Origin of the sequence: Hymenobacter cheonanensis, assembly GCF_030581075.1 — a bacterium.
In the GTDB taxonomy this organism is placed as follows: domain Bacteria; phylum Bacteroidota; class Bacteroidia; order Cytophagales; family Hymenobacteraceae; genus Hymenobacter.
On sequence record NZ_JAUQSW010000001.1, the window covers coordinates 827110 to 849468 of the forward strand.

Here is a 22359-nt window from a genome sequence, read left to right on the forward strand (position 1 = left end):
ACGCAAGGTAAAGTAAAGCCGCCGCTCGCACGTCAGCCCGCCCGGCCCGGGCCGCTGGCAAACTAAACGCGCGGCTGGCCGTTTGGCTGTTCGTATGCGCAATCCTGTTGTTCTCTGGAGTTTGTTACTGGCCATTCTGGTGGCCGAAGTGTATGGCTACGTGGCCGTTCGCACTGCTTTTGCCCCCACCACGCCCGATGGCCGACGGGGCTTTGCCCTCAGCTACTGGGTACTCACGCTGGGTATTTGGGCGGTGGGCATCTGGGCTATTGCCACGCGCCACAAGGGCGAAAGCGAGCTGAAAAGCTACTTGTTTGTGCTGCCGCTGGCGCTGCTGGTGGCCAAGTTTGTTGTTATTCTGCCGCTGCTGCTGGAGGATGCGATGCGCCTGGGGCGGTGGGCAGCGCGGGGCTTCAGCAGCCCGGTGCCGGCGGCGAGCGGGCAGGCGCTCACGCGCAGCCAGTTTATCAGCCGGCTGGCGCTGGGCCTGGGCCTGGTGCCGCTGCTAGCCATGCTGTGGGGCATGGTGCGCGGCAAAACCGACTACACGGTGCGCCGCGTGGTGCTGCGCTACCCCAACCTGCCGGCCTCGTTCGAGGGCTTTAAGATTCTGCAAATATCCGACCTGCACACGGGCTCCTTCAATGGCAACACCGAGCCCATGGAGCGGGCCGTGGCCCTGATAAACGCGCAAAAAGCCGACCTTATCGTGATGACCGGCGACCTCGTCAACAACATTGCCACCGAGGTAGAGCCGCACATTGCGGCGCTGGCGGGCATTACCTCGGAGCTGCCGATTTTCTCTATTCTCGGCAACCACGACTACGGCGATTACGTGCAGTGGGAAAGCCCGGCGGCCAAGCGCGCCAACCTGCAGCGCCTGGCCCAGAACCACGCCAAAATTGGTTGGCGGCTGCTGCTTGATGAGAGCCACACCATTCGGCGGGGCGCCGACGAGCTGGCCGTGCTAGGGGTACAGAACTGGAGCAGCCACCCGCAGTTTCCGAAGCACGGCAAGCTGGCGCAGGCCCACGCCGCGAGCGGCAGCGCGCCCTTCAAGCTGCTGCTCTCGCACGACCCCTCGCACTGGGAAGCGCAGGTGCTCGATTATAAGGATATTGACCTGACCCTCAGCGGCCACACGCACGGTATGCAGTTCGGCATCAACCTACCCTTCTTCAAGTGGAGCCCGGTGCAGTACTCGTACCCGCAGTGGGCCGGCCTGTACGAGCAAGGCCGCCAGAAACTGTACGTAAACGTGGGCCTGGGCTACCTGGGCGTGCCCATGCGGGCGGGCTTCCTGCCCGAAATAACGGTGCTGGAGCTGCGCCGGGCCTAGCCGGCGTGGGCTGAGTGCCAGGGGCTAGCAGTAACCCCTGGCCGAGCATTTTCGTTAAAGCGCGGAACCAAAATACCTGTTCTCCTTAAATCTTCCCTTTCCCATGAAAAATGCCTTGTTGCTGCTGGCCAGCGCCGCTGCCTTCTCGCTGGGCTCGTGCTCGTCGAACTCTACTTCTACCACGACTACCACCGGCACGCCGTCGGACTCGACGGCCACTACAACTACTACCAGCACGGCCTCGACCGGCCCCATGACGGATGCGGCCTACCACACCCGTGGCAACCGTATGGCCGACCGCTTTGCGACGAAAATGAAAATCAGCGATGCCGCTACCCGCGAAAAGCTGCGCCAGGCCTATTACAACCGCGCCAAGCGCTACGATGCCCTAATGGCCCAGTATAAGGCCGATACGGCTGGCTTCGGCGCCGCCCGCCGCCAGTACTACGCCGATACCGATAAGGAATTCCGCACCATTCTGGTGGTGCCCGCGCAGTACAGCGCCTACGAGTCGTCGCGGCCGGACTACGACGAGTCCAACAACCTGGATATCAACGACCAGTCGGCCGCCGCTTCGAGCGCTACCATGCCTTCGGACAGCAGCTCGATGAGCAGCAGCACCACGACCGAAACCACGACTACCACCACCGAGGAAGCCCCTAGCACCATGAGCGGGGCCGATGTGGCCAAGGGCAAGTCGAAAATGACTGATGGCTCAAAAGTGAAAGTGAAAAACGACGGCACCGTAAAAGTGAAGGATGCTGCCGGCAACAAATCCAAAATGTAGGCACTTGGGCGGCGAAAGCAGCCTGTTTATCTGCAAAAGACCCGCGTCTGCAACGGCGCGGGTTTTTTTTGGCTCATTTAGTGGCAGCTTTACAGAAAAGTTGCGTTATACGATTCGTGTTATTGCCGGCAGTTCCTTTCTTTTTCAAGCGCAGCTGGCTGGTTATCGGCTTGCTGCTCTTGGCTGCCGGGGCAGCCAGGCAGGCTCGGGCGCAGGCCGGTAGCCCCTCACCCACGGTGCGGATAAGCGGCCGGGTATCGGCAGCCGAAAACAAGCAGCCCATTCCAGGGGCTACCGTCCAGATTCGGCGCACCCGCCAGGGCGTAGCGGCCGGCGCCGAGGGCGATTTTTTCATCATTGCCCTGCCCACCGATACGCTGGTTTTTCGGGCCGTGGGCTATAAGCAGCACCGGCTGGCCCTCAGCGGCACCACCATTTCGCAATTGGTACTGCAAATACGGCTGGTGCGCGATTCTATTCAGCTGGGCGAGGTGCGCGTAGTGGCCGACCGCCCCGACCGTGCCCTCATCAACCGGGCGCTGCGCAACATGAAGCGGCCCACGCCGCCCGTGGTGAAAGTACCCAAGCGCGCCCCCAAGCCCAAGCCCCTGTTCGCCGTCGATTCTACAGCCCCGAAGGCGGAGGCGCCCACCATCAGCGGCTCCAACGTGGACTGGCTCTACGACCAGTTTTCGCGCCAGGGCAAGGAGCGCCGCAAGGTAGAAGAGCTGAAAGCCCGCGATGCGGCCGAAAAAGCCCGCCAGCGCCGCGCCGAATACAATAAGGCTTTCCGCGACAATCGGGGCTACGAGTGAGTTTCAAGTTGGCGACAGCAGCAGGCAGGAGGCATGAGCTGGCGAGCAGACCGGTAGTTGCTCATGCCCCCTTCTCAACTCCAAACTAAAACGCGGAGCGTGCTTCTGGCGTAAGCTCAGAAGATGAAAATTGGATATCCCTGCGTGAACGAAACGCTGCCTTGCAGCGCGGCCGGCACCTTTCGGCTAGCCTCCTACTCGGAGGAGCGGCTGGTGGCTACGGTAGCCGGCAACCTGGCCTGCCTGCGGCAAATTCTGGAGTGGAATGTGGCCCAGGGCCTGCTTTTTTTCCGCATGGGCTCGGGCATTGTGCCGTTTGGCTCGCACGAGGTTAATACCTTTCCCTGGCAGGCGCACTTCAAGGCTGATTTTCAGGCGCTAGGCGCTTACATCAGGCAGCACAACCTGCGCATCTCGTTTCACCCCGACCAGTTTGTGGTGCTGAACTCGCCCGACCCGGCCATTGTGCAGCGCAGCATTGCCGAGTTGGTGTACCAAGGCTCGATGCTGGATTTGATGGAGCTGGACTCGACGGCCAAGCTGCAAATCCACGCCGGCGGGGCCTACGGCGACAAAGACGCAGCGCTGGCCCGCTGGACTCATACCTTCCACACCATGCTGCCCGACGCCGTGAAGGCCCGGCTGGTGGTCGAAAACGACGACCGCCTCTACAGCCTGCGCGAATGCCTGGGCCTGCACGGGCGCACGGGCGTGCCTATTTTGTTTGATAATTTTCACCACGAGTGCCTCAACCACGGCGAGCCCATGCGCGAGGCGCTGCGCCTGGCCGCCGCCACCTGGCATCCCACCCACGACGGCGTGCTGATGATGGACTACAGCTCGCAGGCCCCCGGCGAGCGCAAGGGCAAGCACACCGATACGCTGGTACCCGAGTATTTTCAGGCTTTCCTAGCCGACCTCGATGGGCTAGATGTAGATATGATGCTCGAAATCAAAGACAAAGAGGCTAGCGCCGTGCGCGGCGCGCAACTGCTGCGGGCAGCGGGCCTGCTGCCGCCCGCGCCCGCTGGCTACGAGCCGCCGGTATTTGCCGACCGGCCCGCCCCCGCCCCGCCCAAAAAGCGCACGCCCAAGCCCAAGGCCCCGGCGGCGACCTGACCCGTTTTTCCTTTTCCCTTTTTACCGATGAATGACCTTCTGAACGCCACCCTGTCGGGGTTGCAAAACGGCCTGACCAGCTTACCGCTCGGCTCCGCCATGGATAATACGGAAACCTGGCAGCAGCAATTTTTGCAGAGCGGCCTGCCCGAGCTGCAAGACATTGCCCGCGAGATGGGCAACCTGCAATCGCTGCTCAGCAGCGGCAGCCTGAGCGCCACCGCCATCGGCAATTCGCTGAACATGCTCGGCGACCAGACCAGCCAAATCAGCCACAGCGCGCCCGCTGACCTCAAAGCCGACCTGCTGAAACTGGCCGATACCCTGCGCCGCCACGGCCACGAGCTGCTGGAGCACGCGGCCAAGTAGCCCACAGGCTGGCTTAGCACCCTAGTAAAAGCAAAAGAGCTGGCTTCCAGGCAGGAAGCCAGCTCTTTTGCTGGAAGGCAGTGCCAACGCGAAAAGCTACATCGTGCTCTTCATTTTGTGGCTGCGCTTCTCACTTTTGGTTTTCGTGCCTTTGGTTTTTACCTGCACCTGCGAGGGCATACCCGAATTAGGGTCGTCGTAGCGCACGGGTGCGCCATTGGTGGCATTGCCGCCCGTAGGCGTGCCGCTTACCGTGCCGCCCAGGCCCACCGTATTGGTGCTGCGGGTGGTACTGGGGTTAGAAGTCGGGGTAGTTTGGGCAAAAGCCGCGCTGCTGCCTAGCAGGCAAGCGGCAAGCAGTAATTTCGAAAAAGACATGGCTGAGACAAGGCTAAGGACTCAGGTGCGAAGCACCCTGGCCCGTGATTACATCTTGGTTTTCATTTTGCCGCTGCCATCGGGCATCGTCGACTTCATTTTCTTGGTTTTCATCTTCGGCTGCCCGTTGCGCATCCGCTGCTTGTCAGACTCCGAGCGGTCGGTTACGAGCGTGCCTACGCCGCGCGAAGCTTCGCTTTCGTCGCTGCGCGCCGTGTTGGGTGCGGCCGTGGTAGCGGGCGGGGCCGGGCGGGTAGGGGCAGTTTGGGCCGAGGCGGCCCCTAGCGTAAGCAGGCAAAGAGCAATAGAAAAAAGAGAGGCTTTCATACAAGAGAAAAAATAGGGCGAATTGGTCAGGCTTTTACTGCAAAAGGCCGGCCGGGGTTATGGCTGGGGCGGGGTAGTGGCCGGCGTGCCCAGGGGCTGCGGGTTGCGCCGCTGCAGGGCATTGCTGGAGCTGGAGCTGCGGTTGGGCACCACATCGCTCGACTGCCGCCGCCGCTGCTGCGGAATGAGTGGCTGCTCGCGCACATCGGGCAGGGAGGTGGGCGACTGCTCGGGTGTGCCGGCCACTGGCGCGGTGCCCACCGGCAGGCGGCTGGGCTGGGCATCGTAGCCCGTGGTGGTGCGCTGCACCTGCGAGGGCCCCTGAATGGTGCTCTGGTTCAGGGCCGGGTTTACCGGCGGCACAGAAGTCTGGTTTTGCGAGCCGCCGCGCATGGGGGTCGTCGCATCAAAGGGCACGGTTTGGGCATGGGCCACCTGGAGGGCCAACACGCTGCCTAGCAACAAGTAAACGCGTTTCATGGTAATCGATGGCAAAGGTTTGTAACCAAAAAACTGGCCAGCCTATACAGACCAGCCAGTTTTGAAGCCTTACGCAGGCAGCAGCCAAAAGGCTACTACATGGTGGTTTTGGTAGTACCGTCGGTCGAGGTTTTCGACTTCATTTTGCTGCCTTTGGCGGCGCGGCGGTTGCTACGCATGGTGCTGCGGTCGCTGCCCATCGTGCCGGTGCCATTCATGCTGCCGTTGTTCATGGTGCCATTATTCATGGTACCCGTGCTGGGCGTCTGGTTCATGGTGCCCGACGTGGTAGTACCCGACGTGGTGCTGCCCGGCGTAGTCTGAGCGAAAGCGGCAGTAGTGCAGAGAGCAAAAGCAGCGGCGAGGAAAAGGGACGTGGATTTCATATGAGTATAAGTGAAGATGGGTGGAACACTACCCGTATGGTGGTGGCGCCTTCAGGGACTTATACGGGCCCCTTACCTATTATTGTTGCCTGATTATCAGTCTATTTCTTACTCCTCCGGGCTTAAGCCCAACATTACCGCAGGCTCACGCGCTCAGTGCTACCACCTTGGGGAAGTAGGTGCTCCTTCTAAATTTTTAGTGAAAAATGGCCTGCGCAGGCTTCTCATACCCTGGTCAGCGGCGCTGGATAGCCCTGGTATGGGCCAGCAGCTATAGCACAGAAAAACAGGCATTTGCCAATAATCATGCGCGCAGGCTCACCCATTATAATTTGCACTCTTCAAGTAAATACTTCCTAATTTTTATTGAAAAGCTTTCATTTCTGGTAGTTTAGTAAGTTTCTTGCTGCCTCAAGTTGGGAAGACTATAAACTACCTGGGAAACATGTATTTTCACACTGCTTTTGCCGCTCTTTCTACAGGCTTTTTTTGCTTGCCGGGCTGAGTTAGCCGGCCGGGGCTAGCGCTGGCTTTCGGGCGAGTGGATGGTATAGTTTGCAGCGGCTGGCTCTTTTGCTACTTCCGCAGATTTTCGGCCGCCGCAGTACCGCCTTCTTTCGCTATTTTTTCAGCAGTCAAGTCGCTTACCCACCCGGCGATATTTTTACCCAGCATGGCTGGCCAGCTGGCCGCCGGCCGGCGTTTTTTTGGCCCCCTTTCATTTGGCTATGCTTTCAACTTTACTTCGTCGTGCAGGCTTGCTACCCGGGCTAGTACTTTTTTTGCTGCTGCTGGCGGCCGGGCGGCCGGCGCTGGCTACGCACTTGCTGGGGGGGGAAATGACGTACCGCTACCTCGATAACAACGGGCCGGCCGCCGCGCCGCTGCGCTATGAGCTAACGGTGACGGTGTATAACAACTGCGGCAGCACGGGTATTACAGCGCCGCGGGCGTCGGCCAGCGTGGGTATTTATGACCAGGCCACCGGGGCGCGGATTATTCTGACGGCTACCAATTATGCCTTTACTACCACGTTTGTGGGCCAGACTGGCATGATGAGCATTCCGCAGACGTCGCTTTCGGAATGCATCTCGCCGCCCATCCCGCCGGGCTGCCTCATCAGCGGGGTGTCGCAGCCCTACCGGCTGCAAAAGTTTATCGCCGTTGTAAACCTGCCCAATACCTCGAAAGGCTACTTTGCCTTGTTTACCGACGGTAGCCGCAACGTGGACGTGACCAACCTCTACGACCCCGGCGCGCAGGCCATGACGCTGTACGTGGCCCTGAGCCCGCCGCAGATACCCAACCACTCGCCGGTTTTTTCGGATATCGCCGTGGCCATTATCTGCGCCAACGACACCACCTTTCTGCTCAACAACGCCGTGGACGCCGATGGCGACCGGCTCGTGTACTCGTTTGGGCAGCCCTACGCGGCCACCGGGGGGCTAGCCATCCTGCCCACTACGTTCTTTTACCCGCCCCCGCCCCTGGCCAACTATAGCTCGGGGGCCGGGTACACCCCCACCACGCCTTTTGGCACTTCGGCGGGCAATTTTGCGCTGCTCAACCCCTCAACGGGGCTAGCGAAGTACGGGGCCGCTACGGTGGGGCGCAAGTACGCCGTGGCCGTTGATGTGCAGGAATACCGCACCATAGCCGGGCAGGAAGTGCTCATTGGCACCACCCGGCGCGACTTGCAGCTGGTAGTGGCCTCGTGCCCCACTACCAAGGCGCCGGTGCTGCCGCCCATTGCCGTAACCCCGCGCGACTACACCATAGAGGCCGGCAGCACGCTCACCATTCCCATCACGGCCACGCAGGCCGATGGCCACCCGCTGGCCATGACGCTGAACAGCGTGCTGCTCGACGGCGCGGGGGGCTATAATGCCACCCTCGACGGCGACCCCGGCACCGTGGCCCCCGGCAACCCCACCGGCACGGCCGTGGTATCGGGGGCCACCGGGGTGGTTACCGGCAACTTCGTATTCGCTACCAGTTGCGCCGATGCCCGCGCCACGCCCTACGACGTAGCTTTTACGGTGAAGGATAATGGCTGCGCCGGCAAAACCGTGGCCGATGTGCTGCACATCACGGTAGTGAAGCCTAAAGGGCCGACGGCCATCAGCGGCGACCTGCTGGTGTGCGGGCTGAACGCTACGCGCAGCTACACTGCCAGCGGGGGCACCACCCCCACCGTGAGCTGGCGCGTGGTGGGTGGCACCATCGTGGGCAGCCCCACCGCCAACCCGGTGCAGGTGCAGTGGGGCGCCGCCGGCACCGGCACTCTCGTGGCCCGCGGCCGCAGCCAGTACGGCTGCCCCTCCGACTCCGTGACGCGCACGATAACCATCTCGCAAACCGCTACCCTCACCGCTACGGGCAACCTCAGCATTTGCCGCGGCAGCAGCACTACGCTTACCGTGGCGGGGGGCACAGCGCCCTACACCGTGAGTGGCGGCCCCAGCGTTATTACCGGCGCGGGCCCGTTCACCATCAGCCCTACGGCCACTACTACCTATACTATTACGGGTGCCGCCGCCTCCAATACCTGCGGGGCTACCGGCCAGGTAACGGTAACCGTACTGCCCTCGCCCGCCGCCAATGTGGGTCCGGCTGCCCCTAGCACCTGCTCGGGCGTGGCCATCGCGCTCGGCGCGGCCCCAGTAAGCGGCAGCACCTACAGCTGGAGCCCCGGCACGGGCCTGAGCAGCAGCACCGTAGCTAATCCTACCCTTACGCTCAGCAATACCACCAGCGCCCCCACCACCGCCACTTATACCCTAACCGAAACCAATACTACCGGCTGCCAAACCACCAATACGGTGACGGTAACGGTGAACCCGCTGCCCGTGGCCGTGGCCGGCGCGGCGGCTACCATTTGCCCGGGCAGCTCGGCGCAGCTGGGGGCGGCCCCCGTGGCGGGCTATACTTATAGCTGGAGCCCTGGCACGGGCCTGAGCAGCACCACCGTGGCTAACCCTACCGCCACGCTTACCAATACTACCAGCGCTCCCATCACCCAAACCTATACCCTGACTACTACCAGCGCAGCCGGTTGCGTAGCTACTGCCGCCGTCACCGTTACCGTGAGCCCGCCGCTGGCAGCAGTGCCGGGCGCGGCGGCGGCTATCTGCTCGGGCAGCTCGGCGCAGCTGGGGGCAGCCCCCGTGGCGGGCTATACTTATAGCTGGAGCCCTGGCACGGGCCTGAGCAGCGCCACCGTGGCTAATCCTACCGTTACGCTTACCAATACTACCAGCGCTCCCATCACCCAGACCTATACCCTCACGGTGACGAACAGCGCGGGCTGCACCGGCACGGGCACCGTGGCCGTAACGGTGAACCCGCTGCCCGTGGCCACGCCCGGCGCAGCCGTAACGAGCTGCTCGGGCAGCCCCGTGCAGCTCGGCAATGCTCCGGTGGCGGGCTACACCTACAGCTGGAGCCCTAGCACCGGCCTGAGCAGCAGCACCGTGGCTAACCCTACCCTCACGCTTACCAATACCAGCAGCGCTTCTACTACCCAGACCTACACCCTCACGGTAACCAACTCGGCTACGGGCTGCGTGGGCACTGGCACCGTGGCCGTTACCGTCAACCCGGTCGTGGCGGGCGGCACCATCAGCGCCAGCCAAACGGTGTGCCCGGGCTCCAGCCCGGCCGCTTTCACGAGCACGGCCGGGGCTAGCGGCGGCCCCGGCACGTATACCTACCAGTGGGAGCTATCAACTGATAACGCTACCTGGACCGCCATTCCGGGTGCTACCGATGCCACGTATGCTGCGGGCCCGGTTGCGGTTGCTACCTACTACCGGCGCCAGGCCACGGCAGCTACCTGCGGCACGGCCGCGTCCAATGTGGTAGCCGTGCAGCTGCTCAAGCCGCTCGTAACGGGGGTGGCCCTGGCTACGCCCCCTACGCAGTGCGCGGGCACGGCGCTCACCTTCAGCCCGGTACCAACCAATGCCGGCTCGGCGCCCACCTACCGCTGGTTTGTGAATGGCACCCAGGTTGCCACCGGCCCTACCTACACTAGCGCCACCCTAGCTACCGGCGACCAGGTGCGCGTGGAGCTGCTACCCAGCCCCGATTTGTGCACCAGCGGCCCGGCCACGGCTACCGTTACGATAACCCGCACCTTCGTCGACTTGCCCACGGTGGCCATCAGCCCCCAGACCGTTTTGCCGGTTTGCTCGGGCGCGCCGGTCACTTTTAGTGTTGATAAAGTGACGAATGCCGGCCCTAGCCCGCAGTACCAGTGGCGGGTTGATGGCGTGGCCGTGGCTGGCGCCACCACCCCAGTCTTCACCACTACTACGCTGCGCAATGGCCAGCTCGTGACGGTAGCCCTGCAAGCCGCCACCGTCTGCGGCTCGCTCACCGTGGTGTCCAATGCGGTGCGCGCCATAATCAACCCGCCCGTGGATGTGGATGCCGGCCCCAACAAGGAAATAATGGCGGGCGAGCAGGTGACGCTCGAAGGCAAGGCCGATGGCACCTACCCGGTAGCTTGGACGCCCTCGCTGGGCCTGACCTTTGGTAGCGACCCGCTGCGGCCCGTGGCGGCCCCGCTCGTTACTACCACCTATACCCTTTCGGCCGGCACCGGCTACTGCGCCGATAGCAGCCCCGTAACCGTGACCGTGACGCCGCGCCTGCGCATTCCTACCGCCATCAGCCCCAATGGCGATGGGGTGGACGACACCTGGGAAATCGACAATATCGGGGCCTACACCGGCAACCATGTGCTAGTGTTCAACCGCTGGGGCAGCAAGATTTTTGATGCCTCGGGCTACGGCCGCAGCAACGAGTGGAACGGCACCATCAGCGGTCAGCCCGCCCCGATAGGCACTTACTACTATGTTATCACGCTCGGCAACGGCCACTCGTACAGCGGGCCGCTCACGGTGGTATATTAATTCTACGCAATGGCCGCTGGGAGCGGCGGCGCCCGCACGGGCGCCGCTCCCAGCGGCTGGCTTTCCCTCCAACTGATTACCTAGCCGCTATTTTCAGTGAAAAAAAACTTACCGGGCGTTCTTTTCGGGCTGCTGCTGGCAGTGGGCTTCAGCCGGCCGGGGCAGGCCCAGCAACTGGCACAGTACAGCCAGTACATGAACAACAACTACATCCTGAACCCGGCCGTAGCGGGCACCGACGATTATATCGACCTCAAGTTCAGCTACCGGGCGCAGTGGGCCGGCCTCGATGGAGCACCCAAAACGTACTACGCCAGCGTCAACTCGTCGCTGGGCAGCCTGCGCTCGCAAAGCAGGCGCACGAAGCACGACTGGCAGCGCGGCTTCCACGCCGTGGGCGGCATCGTGTACAGCGACGTAACGGGCCCCACCAGCCGCACCGGCATCTACGGCTCCTACACCTACAACCTGGCCCTCTCGCGCACGCTGCGCCTGGCCATGGGCGTGTCGGCGGGTATGCAGCAGTTTGCCGTCGATGGCTCGCAGCTCCAGTTTCACAGCGGCTACATTGCCGCCAACCAGGCCTCGCGGGTGCCCGACGCCACGGTAGGCCTGTGGCTTTATAGCCCCGATTTCTACGTTGGCGCCTCGTCGGCCCAGATACTGGGCAATCAGCTCGACCTGGCCTACTCGCCCGTCAATCAGCTCGTGTACAGCAACAAGCTTGAGCGCCACTACTTTATCACGGCCGGCGGGCGCCTGCCCCTCACCGAAGACCTCTCGCTGGTGCCCTCGGTGCTGGTCAAATACATGGCGCCGGCGCCCACCTCCGTCGACCTCAACCTCAAGCTTAAGTTCCGCGACCTGCTGTGGGCGGGCGCCTCGTGGCGGGCCACCGATTCCTTCATCGGCATGGTGGGCGTCAATTTCAGCGAGTTCGGCAGCCTCAGCTATTCCTACGACGCCAGCACCTCCCAGATAGCCTCCTACCAATGGGGCAGCCACGAAGTCATTCTGGGCCTCAAGCTTAAGAAGAGACCGCGCCCCGCCTGCCCCGACCCTTTCTGGTAGGCTAGCAGGCTCACCAGCCAAAAGTCACCACGCAGAGATGATATATAAAACCCGCCCAGCATAGTCTTGGGCGAATTATGGTGAATGTGCAAGCGCAACGGCGCTTGTATTACCCTTTAGTATCATTTCCGGTGTGCCTGGGTCGCCTGGGTAAAGCTTAACTTTTTGTTAGCGCCGTGCGGCAGCCAGAAAGATAAGTGCGAATAAGAACTGGTTATTAAGTACCGGGCCCTTTTATACAGACCCCCTAAGTGAAGATTTCCGGGCGCTCTTATCAAAAAGCTTTTCATACACCCGAGTACCAAACTTAATAGAAGGCAGCTCTAGCAAGTGGTAAGAAAGGAAGGCTAGTGCTAAGATGACCATAAAGGCAAGTAGCATAGCAAGTGCTACTAAGGGGGTATTATAAAAATTTAAACTCAGAAATCTGATTAAAGGCATCAGTAGCGGCTGATGAAAAAGATAGAGACTGTAGCTGTAAAGACCAATCAATGCCAATAACTTGCTCGTATATTCACCTAACACGGAAAATACAATCTCAGTGTGCAGATACCAGTCTATAGCACAAACACATAACAAGCTGAAAAATATTTCGTCTAGATAGCCTGAAAGAGCCCCAGCCTTGCGGCTGAAGCTCTTTCTATTATATACTACAGCCTATTTTCGGCGTGCTATCAGTTTGTGCATCGGCTCTTCAATAAACTTATGCATCATTATGGATGCAAGGACTAACAATACAAAAATAACTAATTGATTATGTGACACGTAGCGGCCGATAGCCATTGAAAAGACACCCATATGTATCAAGTAGAATACATACGAGCTTTTCCCCAGCAAGTCGAATAGCTTTGAAGATAATAGCCAACGGAGCCAAGTTTTCTCATATATCAAGCCCCAGTATAGTAATACAATTCCAGGTGGCACAAAGAAATTGTTCAAAATATTTCTTCCAAAACTAGTAATACCTGCTCCTTGGTCTGTAGGGGTTTCTCCTGCTAGCCCAAGCATGGCAACGTACATGGCAGCCCCTATCCAAGCTAATCCTAGCCAAGTAGCCCAACTAATACCAGTTCTTGGTTCGCTTGATGAATTACGCATAAAGATGGCAAGTGCCATACCAGAAATAAACTCAAAGCATCTACCAAAAAATGTAACATTTAGCATGTATCCGTTGCTAATAAAAAAGCCAAATTTGTGAGGCGCTATTCTTACTAAAGTAAAACCTACGGCAAGTATAGCAAGTGCATAAAGTAAAAGGAGAACATATTTATTAAGGCTATTAACTCTTACTAAACCGACAAGTAACAAAGGGGCTAAGAAGTAAAATGTCTCTTCTACTGTCAGTGTCCAACCAGGCAAGACGCCTGTTGCTATAAAATCCTGAAAAAAGCCACGCAAGAGCGTAATATTTAGAAATACCGTTAACACCTTTTCAAACAAGGAAGACTTCAGCCAATGACCTGATATATCCCTTCCTGGCTGTAACCATGTAAGAAAAAAGGTGAGTAAGGTCACCAAAAAGTACATCGGGTAAATACGAGCTATACGGTTCCTAAAATACTTACTTAGCCATTGACCTGACAGTTCAACACGGTCTATGTAGCGAAGACAAATAAGTAAGCCACTCAAAACAAAGAATAATGTCACACCTATATGTCCCTCATTAAAAAACCTATTTAGCCAAGTGTTTGATTGAAAAGGATTGTAATGGAATAAAAATACCAGATAGGCTGCACAGGCACGTAACCCTGTCAGGGCAGGAAAATAAGTAGCTATCGGTTTCTTGAATACAGGACTAATGAGAACGGTAGGCATAAACTCGTACGCTTGTATTAAGTACGCTTGTATTAAGATAGAAAGACTTGTACAAGGCAAAGATAGGGGACATACAAAGACTATCTACCCGTTGCTAAGCAAATGAGTGTACCTGCTGCCCCCTTCTTAGCCTATTCTGTAGCCACCTTAGCAGTTCACTCAGGCAGCGGAAAGCCCGACCAACTAGTCGGGCTTTCTTTATTTCTGCTTCCGCACATACGATTCCTACCTAGGTCGGCATATACTAGCCCTTAATCGCTACCTACTGTTCGGATGCGTTACGATGCCGCCGCCGCTGGCGGCGTAGGTTTTTCTGGGCGATAAACACGCCAATAACCCAACCCACAATAGTAGGTTGGACCGCGAGCAAAAACAAGCCCATCCACAGGCGCCTATTCAAGGCTAAAGACAAGCCGGGACAGTCGTGGAGGTTTCGCCAACGTAGGCACGGGTTTAGATGGTCATACTTACGGCTGTTTCACCAAAAAAAGTAAAAAACCCGCCCAGAATAACTCTGAGCGGGTTTTCAGTGGAGATGCAGGGATTCGAACCCTGGTCCAGACAAGGAAGTCAACGTGCTTTCTACGTGCGTATCTATGCTTGGATTTTCGAGGCGTTCCAGGCGCACATCAGGCCCTTGAAACTCCCTTAGCTGCAGTTGATTTTCGCCCCCGAATCACAGCTCTTCGAAGGCTAGTTTCTACTTACGACGCGCCGAACTCCCAGGTGTAAAAACTTACCCGGGCGGCACGATGGCAGTGCGTAGTTCTAAACTAGGCAGCCATGGCGTACGAATAGTCGCCGATTGTTGTTTGATAGATTTTTTGGCGGGAGAGCTTCCATCAACTCCCGGCACGCTTACCCGCAACTTGCGCAAGCTGTCAATTCCGGTCATCCCCAATTTAGAAAGAACGAGGTCCGCCGCTCCGAAGAAAGGCGGGGCGCAAAGATACGCGCTTCGGGTAGTAAATGTTTTGGGGCGGGTTTTTGTTCCGATTACGCCGCAGGGGATTAGCCCGCCCGGCTACCAATTTTCGGCGGGCCGGGGCTTAGCCGACGGCGGGGCTAGGGTATCTTTGTAGTGTATCGCGTATGGAAAATTTTGTTGTTTCGGCCCGCAAGTATCGTCCGGCCACATTCCGTAGCGTGGTGGGGCAGCAGCACGTCACTACCACCCTGCAAAATGCCATTCAGAGCCAGCACCTGGCGCAGGCCTTTCTCTTCTGCGGGCCGCGCGGGGTGGGCAAAACCACCTGCGCCCGCATTCTGGCCAAGACTATCAACTGCACCAACCTCACGCCCGAGGCCGAGGCCTGCGGCGTGTGCAGCTCGTGCGTGGCGTTTCAGGAAAACGCTTCCTTCAACGTGCATGAGCTGGATGCAGCTTCCAACAACTCGGTAGAAGACATTCGCTCGCTGGTAGAGCAGGTGCGCTACGCGCCGCAACAGGGACGCTACAAGATTTATATTATTGACGAGGTGCACATGCTCTCGAATGCGGCCTTCAATGCCTTTTTGAAGACGCTGGAAGAGCCCCCGAGCTACGCCATTTTCATCCTGGCTACTACCGAGCGCCACAAGATTATCCCCACCATCCTGTCGCGCTGCCAGATTTTTGACTTCAACCGCATCCGGGTCGATGACATTCGGGAGCACCTGCGCTACGTGGCCACGAGCGAAGGCGTAACGGCCGACGACGACGCGCTGCACCTGCTAGCCCAGAAAGCCGACGGCGGCCTGCGCGATGCTTTGTCGATGTTTGACCAGCAGGTGACCTTTGCCGGCAACAACCTGACTTATAAGGAGGTGGTGCAAAACCTGCACATCCTCGACTATGACTACTACTTCCGGCTGGTAGATGCACTACTGCGCGAGAACCTGTCGGGCGCGCTGCTGCTGCTCGACTCGGTGATGCAGCAAGGCTTTGACCTTCACAATTTTGTGGTGGGCACCGCCGAGCACCTGCGGGGCTTGCTGGTGTGCAAAGACCCCGTAACGGTGCAGCTGCTGGAGGTGTCGGACAATATTCGGCAGCAGTACGTGCGCCAGGCGCAGGCCGCGCCGCTACCTTTCCTGCTTTCGGCCCTGAACCTGGTAAGCCAGTGCGACCGCGAGTTTAAGCAAGCCAAAAACCAGCGCCTGCACGTCGAGCTTACGCTCATGAAGCTGGCGTATCTTAATGGCGCCGTGCAGTTTGTGCGCGACCTGACCCCTGGCTCTAACGGCGAGGCTAAAAAAAAAACTAGTCCCCTAGCCGCCGCGCCTGCCGCCGGCTCGCGGCCGGCGCCCGCCAGCCCCCCGCCCGCGCCTACTCCTGCCTACGAGGCGCCCCAAACCAACGCCCCCGCCGACGGCCCCGAGCCGCTGCCCGTCGAGAACGGCGTGCGGGAGCTGCACGCTACGCCCAGCATCGAGCCCGAGCCCAGCGAGCCCGTGACGCCGCGCCACCAGGTGCGCGATACGCTGCCGCACGTCGAAACCGGCCGGCCCAGCATGCAGGGCCTCGAGCCTACCCAGCGCCCTACCGACGTGCGGCCCGGCACCATTGCGGCGCCCTCGGCTGCCGCGCCGCCGCTGGCCATACCCAAATTGCCGAGCCTGGGCAGCCGCCTGCCGGGCCTGCGCGACGTGGGCACGCCCACCGAGCCCGTAGCCCGGCCTGCCGCGCCAACTGCGGAGCTTGCACCGCCCACGCCCACCGGCCCGCTGGCACCCATTGCGCCCGAGCTTCTCCAAAGCGTGTGGCAGCAGCTGGCCGAAGAGCGCCGCGCCCAGGAGAAAATGAGCGAGTTTATGGTGCTGAACCGACCAGTAGTGGCCGGCGCCGACCACGTTATCACTCTCACCGTGGACAACCCGGTGCAGGTGGTGCAGTTCAACGATTTTCGGGCCGAGTTTATGGCCGAGCTGCGGCGGCGCACCGGCCACCCGGGCCTTACGGTCCAAACCGAGGTAGCTACGGCCGCGCCCACTGGCCGCAAGCTGTATACCTCCAACGACAAGTTTGCCTACCTGGCCGAAAAGTACCCTGCCCTGCAGGAAATGAAGCAGCGACTAGGGTTAGATGCTGACTTTTAGCCCGCTTGCCTGATATGAAACAGTCCTCGACCACCCGCCTGGCGCACTTACGCAGCGCGTCAGGCGGGTGGTCGAGAACTGTGTGCTTTTTCTTAAATAACCTGCCCCAGCCCAAAAAGCAGCGTAAATACGAGCGTGCTCAGGGCCATTTGCTTGAGTAGCGGGTCGAGTTGCATCGACTCCTGGCGGCTCCATACCTGCCGGCCATTGAAGAGAAAAAGCGGTAGGCTCAGCACAAACAGCCACTGCCAGGCCGAGTGGTAGGTGAGCGCCACGTAGAGCACCGCGCAGCCCACGCCCAGCAGCAGCAGCAGCCAGTGGTAGCGGCGCGCGTGCTGCGGCCCCAGCCGCACCGGCACCGTGATTTTGCCAGCCAGCTTGTCCGATACAATATCGCGGATGTTGTTGACATTCAGCACGGCCGTGGCAAAGCAGCCCAGCGCGGCGGCGGGCAGTAGCACCGCCGGGGGCAGGGCCTGGGCTAGGGCATGCTCGTGCGAATAGGCCTGCAGAAAGTAAGTGCCGCACACGCCCACAATGCCAAAAAAAAGGAATACCGACACATCGCCCAGCCCCGCGTAGCCGTAGGGGTTGCTGCCCGCCGTGTAGTTCACGGCCGCCCAAATGGCGGCCAGCCCCAGCCCAAAAAACGCCAGCAGCACCCACGCGCCCGCCAGCCCCAGCGCCAGCAGCAGCAGGGCAATGCCGCTCAGCAAAGCCGCCGCGCTAAAGCCCCACATGGCGCGCTTCATCTGGGCGGGGGTGATGGCGCCGCTTTGCACGGCGCGCAGCGGGCCCTGGCGGTGCACGCTGTCGGCGCCGTTTTGCGAGTCGCCGTAATCGTTGGCCAGGTTGCTCAAAACCTGGAGCAGGATGGTGGTGAGCGCCGCCAGCGCCACCACCGGGCCATTGAAGTGCCCGGTAGCCTTGGCCAAAAAGCCGCCCGTGAGAATGCTAGCCAGGGCCAGCGGCAGCGTGCGCGGGCGAAACGCGGAAATCCAGGGAGACATGAGTTCAGTTATCAGTGAACAGTTCACAAAAAACGCGTCATGCTGAGCTTGCCGAAGCATCTTGGCAGGAAACGCCAGGATGCAACCCTAGCGGTACAGGCAAGATGCTCCGGCAAGCTCAGCATGACGGTTTGTGTGCTAAGAACGAAATGCTACTTCGTGATGGCCGCCACCAGCTCGGGGTCGCTAGGCTTCACCTTGGATGGGTAGAAGGCTACCACGTGGCCTTTCTCATCGACGAGGTACTTGCAGAAATTCCAGGTCGGCGCCTCCCCTACTGCGCCGTTCTTCTCCTTGTCGGCCAAGAACTTATAGAGCGGCGTGGCATCGTCGCCCTTCACGGCCACGGTCGAGAACAGCGGAAACGTCACGCCGTAGTTCTTCTCGCAAAACGAGGCAACTTCCTCGTTAGAAGCCAGCTCCTGGTTGAAGCTGTTGCTGGGGAAACCCAGCACGGTCACCTTGCCGGCATACTTTTTCGATAGCTCCTCCAGCTCCTTGTACTGCGGGGTGAAGCCGCACTTGGAGGCGGTGTTCACGATGAGGATTTTCTTACCCTTGTACTTGCTCAGCTTCACGTCTTTGCCGTCGATGGTCTTCACGGTGTAGTCGTACACCGTGCCGGGGGTGGCAGCAGTTTCGGTGGGGTGCATGGGCGCGGGGCGGTGGGTGGTGAAGGCCAGGCCGAGCGACGCGGCGGCCAAAGCGAGAACGGGAAATTTCATAAAAAAGGAGGGTAGGAAAGGCGTGAAAGCTGCTGATAACCAATAACCGGGCCGGAGGTTTTGCCGCCGCTAGGGCCGCGTGCCGGGCGCCGGGGCCGGGGGGGTATTGCCCGTGGCGGGCGCCGGGGCGGGCGCGGCGCCGGTATTAAGCAAATCTACCAGGTTGAGGGGGGCTAGCTCGGCGGTATCGCCGGGCTGCACGGCGCGCACCGTGTCGCGCACCGCCCGCACGATGTACTTGCTGGCCGGCCCCTTCAGGCTCACTGAATAGTTGAGGTTATCGCGCTGGCCGGGCGTTATCAGGCCCTTATCCTGCATGATGTTGGCGATAAAGCGGAAAAACCAGCGCGTGGGCCCGCGCAACTCGCCATACACGTTGAACGACTCGCGGTAGTACTTGGGCTTGGGAATAATGCTGGCCAGGTAAATGCACTCGCCCAGGTTGAGTTCGCTAGGCCGCTTGGCGTAGTAAAACAGGGCCGCCTCGTGGATGCCGTACACACCGCGCTTGCCGCTGGGCCAGCGGTAGGCGGTGGGGCCCCATTCCACAATGTTGAGGTAAATCTCGAACATGCGCTGCTTGGTGAGGGTGTGGGTGCGGGCCACGAGCCAGTTTTCAATCAGCCACACCATCAGCATTTCCTCGGCCTTGCGGCCTACGGTTTTTTCGCGGCTCAAAAACACGTTTTTAACCAGCTGCATGCTCAGCGTGCTGCCGCCGCGGGCGAAGCGCTTCTCCTTAATGTCCTCGATGGCGGCATTTACGAAAGCCTTCTCCATAAAGCCGTGGTGCCGAAAGAACTGCGGGTCTTCGGTAGTTTGGATAACGGCCGGCATGAAGGGCGACACCTCGTTGAAGGGCGTGAAATCGGGGTTGCTGGGGCCCACCATAAACGTGCGCAGCGAATCGCCCTTGTCGTTGTAGGCCGTAAAGGGAAACTCCCGCTCCAGCATACTCAGGTCTTCGGCGCCGAAATGCGTAATGCTGAAATCCTTGCTAGGCTGCAATGACGAGCTTAGGTGCAGGCTGTCTACCCTAGCCAAATCTACATCGGCCTTTAGGTGGTAGGCCAGCGTGCCGGTGCCGGCCGTGCCGGCCACCACGTCGAACATGCCTTCGGGCAGCGAGTTGAAAAAGGCGTTGGTGGATGTGGGGTCCGAGTCGACCTTGAGGTTTACGGCCAGCTTGGGCTTGAGGCGCACCGCGATTTCGGGGTGAAACACGAGCTGGTTGAGCACGGCGCGCGTGCCGGGGTCGAGCGATACCGTGCCGCGGCCCAGCGTGGCCACGAAATCGAGCTGGCCGCGGTGCACCACAATATCTTCGGACGAGAGGCGCTTGTGGAAGAAGCTGAAATTGCGGGCCGCCACCGAGCCGCGCACCGTGAGCTTGCCGCCCGTCTGGTCATCGGCCACAAAGTCCTTGCCCGTCAGCTGCACCCGAATGGTATCGAACGAGACGAGCGCGCCAAACTTGCGCGCCACGTAAGGCACTTGCACCGAAGCACCTACGCCAAACAGGCGCAGGTTGAGGGCATCGTCGCCGGGCTCGATGGTGCCGCTCACCCCTAGCTCGTTCACCACCGAATCGACGCTGGCCGTGAGGCGGCCCTGCACCTCGCCATCGTCGATGCTGAGGCTCGGCATAGTGAGCTGCACGCGGTGGTGGGGGCTGGCGTAGCTCACCACAAACTGCCGGAAATCGGCGGCGCCCGGCACATTGTCGAAGCCCGCATCGAGCACCTGGTTCAGCAGCAGGCCGTAGTTGCGGCCGTGCACGGTGTCGCGCGCCACCGGGGCGGGCGTTTTTTTCTTTAGTAAAAAGGAAAAATTATTGCCGCCGCGCGCATCCTTGCGGGCCGTGAGGCGGGCCTGGTCAATCTGCACTTCGCTGAACACCGGCCGGCCGGCAAACAACGAGCGCAAGCTCAGGCCGGCTTGCAGGCGGCGGGCCGTGAGCAGGGTATCGCCGGCGGCGGCCGGGCCGGCCCCGGCGGTGGGCACGAGGCTCAGGCCGGCTATCTCCACGGTTTTGAGGCCCGTGAAGCGCGCCCGGCCTAGCGTAAGCACCACCGGATATTTGGCTTCGACCTTGGCCTTTACCTGCACCAGCGCGTAGTTGAGCAGCTGCTGGCGCTTCCACAGAAAGATAATGAGGGCCAGCAGCAGCGCCGCCAGCAGGCCGCCCAGGACGTAGGAAATTCGTTTTTTAGCAAGGGCGGATACGCGCATACCCGCAAAGTTACCCGGCCAGCCGGTTCTGGTTCCGGCTTTTGGCTTCCTGACCCCGGTTTTTAGCGCCTGGCTAGGGTTGATTCGGGGTTGCCCGGGTAGCGGCGGCCTAACGCCGGCCGGCTGCCCGCTAGTTTTGCGGGCGCAAACCTGTTCCGCGCTCCGCTTATGCTTTCTGCCCTTTCGCCCCTCGACGGCCGCTACCAGCGCCAAACTGCCCCGCTAGGTCCGTATTTCTCCGAATTGGCGCTGATGCGCTACCGGGTGCGGGTAGAGGTCGAGTATTTTATTGCCCTCTGCCAGGTGCCGCTACCGCAGTTGGCAGGGGCGCCAGCCTCAGTATTTCCGGCACTGCGCGGCCTCTACGAGCAGTTTGGCGAGGCCGAGGCCCAGGCTATCAAAGCCCACGAAGCCGTAACCAACCACGACGTAAAAGCCGTGGAATACTACCTGCGCGACGAGTTTAAAAAGCTCGGCCTGAGTGAGTACCTGGAGTTTATTCACTTTGGCCTGACCTCGCAGGATGTCAACAACACGGCCATCCCGCTCAGCCTAAAGGAGGCCATGGCCGATGTGCTGTTGCCGCGCTTCACGGCTTTGCAGCAGCAGCTAGCCACCCTGGCTGCCAGTTGGGCCACCGTGCCCATGCTGGCCCGCACCCACGGCCAGCCGGCCTCGCCCACCCGCCTGGGCAAGGAGCTGGAGGTATTTCTGGCGCGGCTGGCCGGGCAGTTGGCCCTGCTGCAGCAGGTGCCCTACGCCGCCAAGTTTGGCGGGGCCACGGGCGGCTTCAACGCGCACTTTGTGGCTTACCCCGCCATTGAGTGGCACGGCTTTGCCGACCAGTTTGTGAATGACACGCTGGGGCTGGCCCGCACCTTCCCCACCACCCAAATCGAGCCCTACGACAACCTGGCGGCCTTTTGCGATGGCTGGAAGCGGCTCAATACCATTTTGCTGGACCTGTGCCGCGACGTGTGGCAGTACATTTCACTCGGCTATTTCAAGCAGACGCTCAAAGCTGGGGAAGTCGGCTCGTCGGCGATGCCGCACAAGGTGAACCCCATCGATTTTGAGAATGCCGAGGGCAACCTGGGCGTGGCCAACGCGCTGCTCGAACACTTCGCGGCCAAGCTGCCCATTTCGCGCCTGCAGCGCGACCTCACCGACTCGACGGTGCTACGCAACCTGGGCGTGCCGCTCGGGCACATCCTGATTGCGCTGGGGGCCATCAGCCGGGGCCTGGGCAAGCTGGCGCTCGATGAAAGCGCCCTGGCCCGCGACCTCGACCAGAACTGGGCCGTGCTGGCCGAGCCCATCCAGACCATTCTGCGCCGCGAAAACTACCCCGACCCCTACAACGCCCTCAAGCAGCTCACGCGCACCGGCGAAGCCATTTCGGCCGCCACGCTGACCCGCTTCGTGAACGAGCTGGCGGTGCCCGAAAGCGTGAAAGCTGAGCTGCGGGCGCTCACGCCCGGCGGCTACGTGGGGCGCTAGGTAGCCTAG

At 60.5% G+C, this 22359-nt stretch carries 17 protein-coding genes and 1 other RNA gene; 9 read left to right on the forward strand and 9 right to left on the reverse strand.

Translation table 11 applies throughout. The features are described from left to right. Window positions 1-94 precede the first annotated feature (94 nt). From Q5H89_RS03545 to Q5H89_RS03565, 5 genes are all read left to right on the forward strand, one after another. Entirely contained in the window at window positions 95-1339 is a 1245-nt protein-coding gene (locus Q5H89_RS03545) for a metallophosphoesterase (protein ID WP_305017915.1), read from the forward strand. A 103-nt stretch (window positions 1340-1442) separates the two neighbouring features. Further along, window positions 1443-2126, forward strand: coding sequence for a hypothetical protein (locus tag Q5H89_RS03550; protein ID WP_305017916.1), 684 nt, complete (start codon window positions 1443-1445; stop codon window positions 2124-2126). 122 nt (window positions 2127-2248) lie between these two features. Further along, on the forward strand, window positions 2249-2941 hold the full coding sequence (locus tag Q5H89_RS03555) for a carboxypeptidase-like regulatory domain-containing protein (protein ID WP_305017917.1): 693 nt from the start codon (window positions 2249-2251) through the stop codon (window positions 2939-2941). A gap of 123 nt (window positions 2942-3064) precedes the next feature. Beyond that, a complete protein-coding gene (gene uvsE / locus Q5H89_RS03560; protein ID WP_305017918.1) occupies window positions 3065-4060 on the forward strand; it encodes a UV DNA damage repair endonuclease UvsE in 996 nt (331 codons plus the stop codon). Between the two features lie 27 nt (window positions 4061-4087). Next, window positions 4088-4429, forward strand: a complete 342-nt coding sequence (locus tag Q5H89_RS03565; protein ID WP_305017919.1) for a hypothetical protein — start codon at window positions 4088-4090, stop codon at window positions 4427-4429. Window positions 4430-4525: 96 nt separating this feature from the next. Here Q5H89_RS03565 and Q5H89_RS03570 read toward each other — a convergent pair whose 3' ends face one another. The 4 genes from Q5H89_RS03570 to Q5H89_RS03585 form a co-directional block, all read right to left on the reverse strand. Next, window positions 4526-4807, reverse strand: a complete 282-nt coding sequence (locus Q5H89_RS03570) for a hypothetical protein (protein ID WP_305017920.1) — start codon at window positions 4805-4807, stop codon at window positions 4526-4528. A gap of 48 nt (window positions 4808-4855) precedes the next feature. Next, complete coding sequence (locus tag Q5H89_RS03575; protein WP_305017921.1) at window positions 4856-5134, reverse strand: hypothetical protein; 279 nt, start codon at window positions 5132-5134, stop codon at window positions 4856-4858. Window positions 5135-5191: 57 nt separating this feature from the next. Then, on the reverse strand, window positions 5192-5614 hold the full coding sequence (locus tag Q5H89_RS03580; protein ID WP_305017922.1) for a hypothetical protein: 423 nt from the start codon (window positions 5612-5614) through the stop codon (window positions 5192-5194). 95 nt (window positions 5615-5709) lie between these two features. After that, on the reverse strand, window positions 5710-6000 hold the full coding sequence (locus Q5H89_RS03585; RefSeq protein WP_305017923.1) for a hypothetical protein: 291 nt from the start codon (window positions 5998-6000) through the stop codon (window positions 5710-5712). 728 nt (window positions 6001-6728) lie between these two features. Here Q5H89_RS03585 and Q5H89_RS03590 point away from each other — a divergent pair. Together Q5H89_RS03590 and Q5H89_RS03595 are read left to right on the forward strand one after the other, a co-directional pair. After that, the gene (locus tag Q5H89_RS03590) at window positions 6729-10919 is read left to right on the forward strand and encodes a T9SS type B sorting domain-containing protein (protein WP_305017924.1); all 4191 of its coding nucleotides are present in this window, start codon (window positions 6729-6731) and stop codon (window positions 10917-10919) included. A gap of 96 nt (window positions 10920-11015) precedes the next feature. Further along, a complete protein-coding gene (locus Q5H89_RS03595) occupies window positions 11016-11990 on the forward strand; it encodes a PorP/SprF family type IX secretion system membrane protein (RefSeq protein WP_305017925.1) in 975 nt (324 codons plus the stop codon). Window positions 11991-12647: 657 nt separating this feature from the next. Here Q5H89_RS03595 and Q5H89_RS03600 read toward each other — a convergent pair. After that, on the reverse strand, window positions 12648-13805 hold the full coding sequence (locus Q5H89_RS03600; RefSeq protein WP_305017926.1) for an acyltransferase family protein: 1158 nt from the start codon (window positions 13803-13805) through the stop codon (window positions 12648-12650). A gap of 527 nt (window positions 13806-14332) precedes the next feature. Beyond that, window positions 14333-14704: a transfer-messenger RNA gene (gene ssrA, locus Q5H89_RS03605) on the reverse strand. Window positions 14705-14897: 193 nt separating this feature from the next. Between ssrA and Q5H89_RS03610 the strand changes: the two genes are divergently transcribed. Beyond that, window positions 14898-16883 (forward strand): DNA polymerase III subunit gamma/tau, encoded by a 1986-nt coding sequence (locus Q5H89_RS03610; RefSeq protein WP_305017927.1) that lies wholly within the window; start codon window positions 14898-14900, stop codon window positions 16881-16883. Between the two features lie 92 nt (window positions 16884-16975). On the opposite strand, the gene Q5H89_RS03615 is transcribed toward Q5H89_RS03610, so the two are convergent. From Q5H89_RS03615 to Q5H89_RS03625, 3 genes are all read right to left on the reverse strand, one after another. Continuing rightward, window positions 16976-17893, reverse strand: coding sequence for a 1,4-dihydroxy-2-naphthoate polyprenyltransferase (locus tag Q5H89_RS03615; protein WP_305017928.1), 918 nt, complete (start codon window positions 17891-17893; stop codon window positions 16976-16978). A 152-nt stretch (window positions 17894-18045) separates the two neighbouring features. Beyond that, window positions 18046-18618, reverse strand: coding sequence for a glutathione peroxidase (locus Q5H89_RS03620; protein WP_305017929.1), 573 nt, complete (start codon window positions 18616-18618; stop codon window positions 18046-18048). Window positions 18619-18687: 69 nt separating this feature from the next. Continuing rightward, window positions 18688-20850 (reverse strand): transglycosylase domain-containing protein, encoded by a 2163-nt coding sequence (locus Q5H89_RS03625; RefSeq protein WP_305017930.1) that lies wholly within the window; start codon window positions 20848-20850, stop codon window positions 18688-18690. A 168-nt stretch (window positions 20851-21018) separates the two neighbouring features. On the opposite strand from Q5H89_RS03625, the gene purB reads away from it, so the two are divergent. After that, window positions 21019-22350, forward strand: a complete 1332-nt coding sequence (purB, locus tag Q5H89_RS03630) for an adenylosuccinate lyase (RefSeq protein WP_305017931.1) — start codon at window positions 21019-21021, stop codon at window positions 22348-22350. Window positions 22351-22359 lie beyond the last annotated feature (9 nt).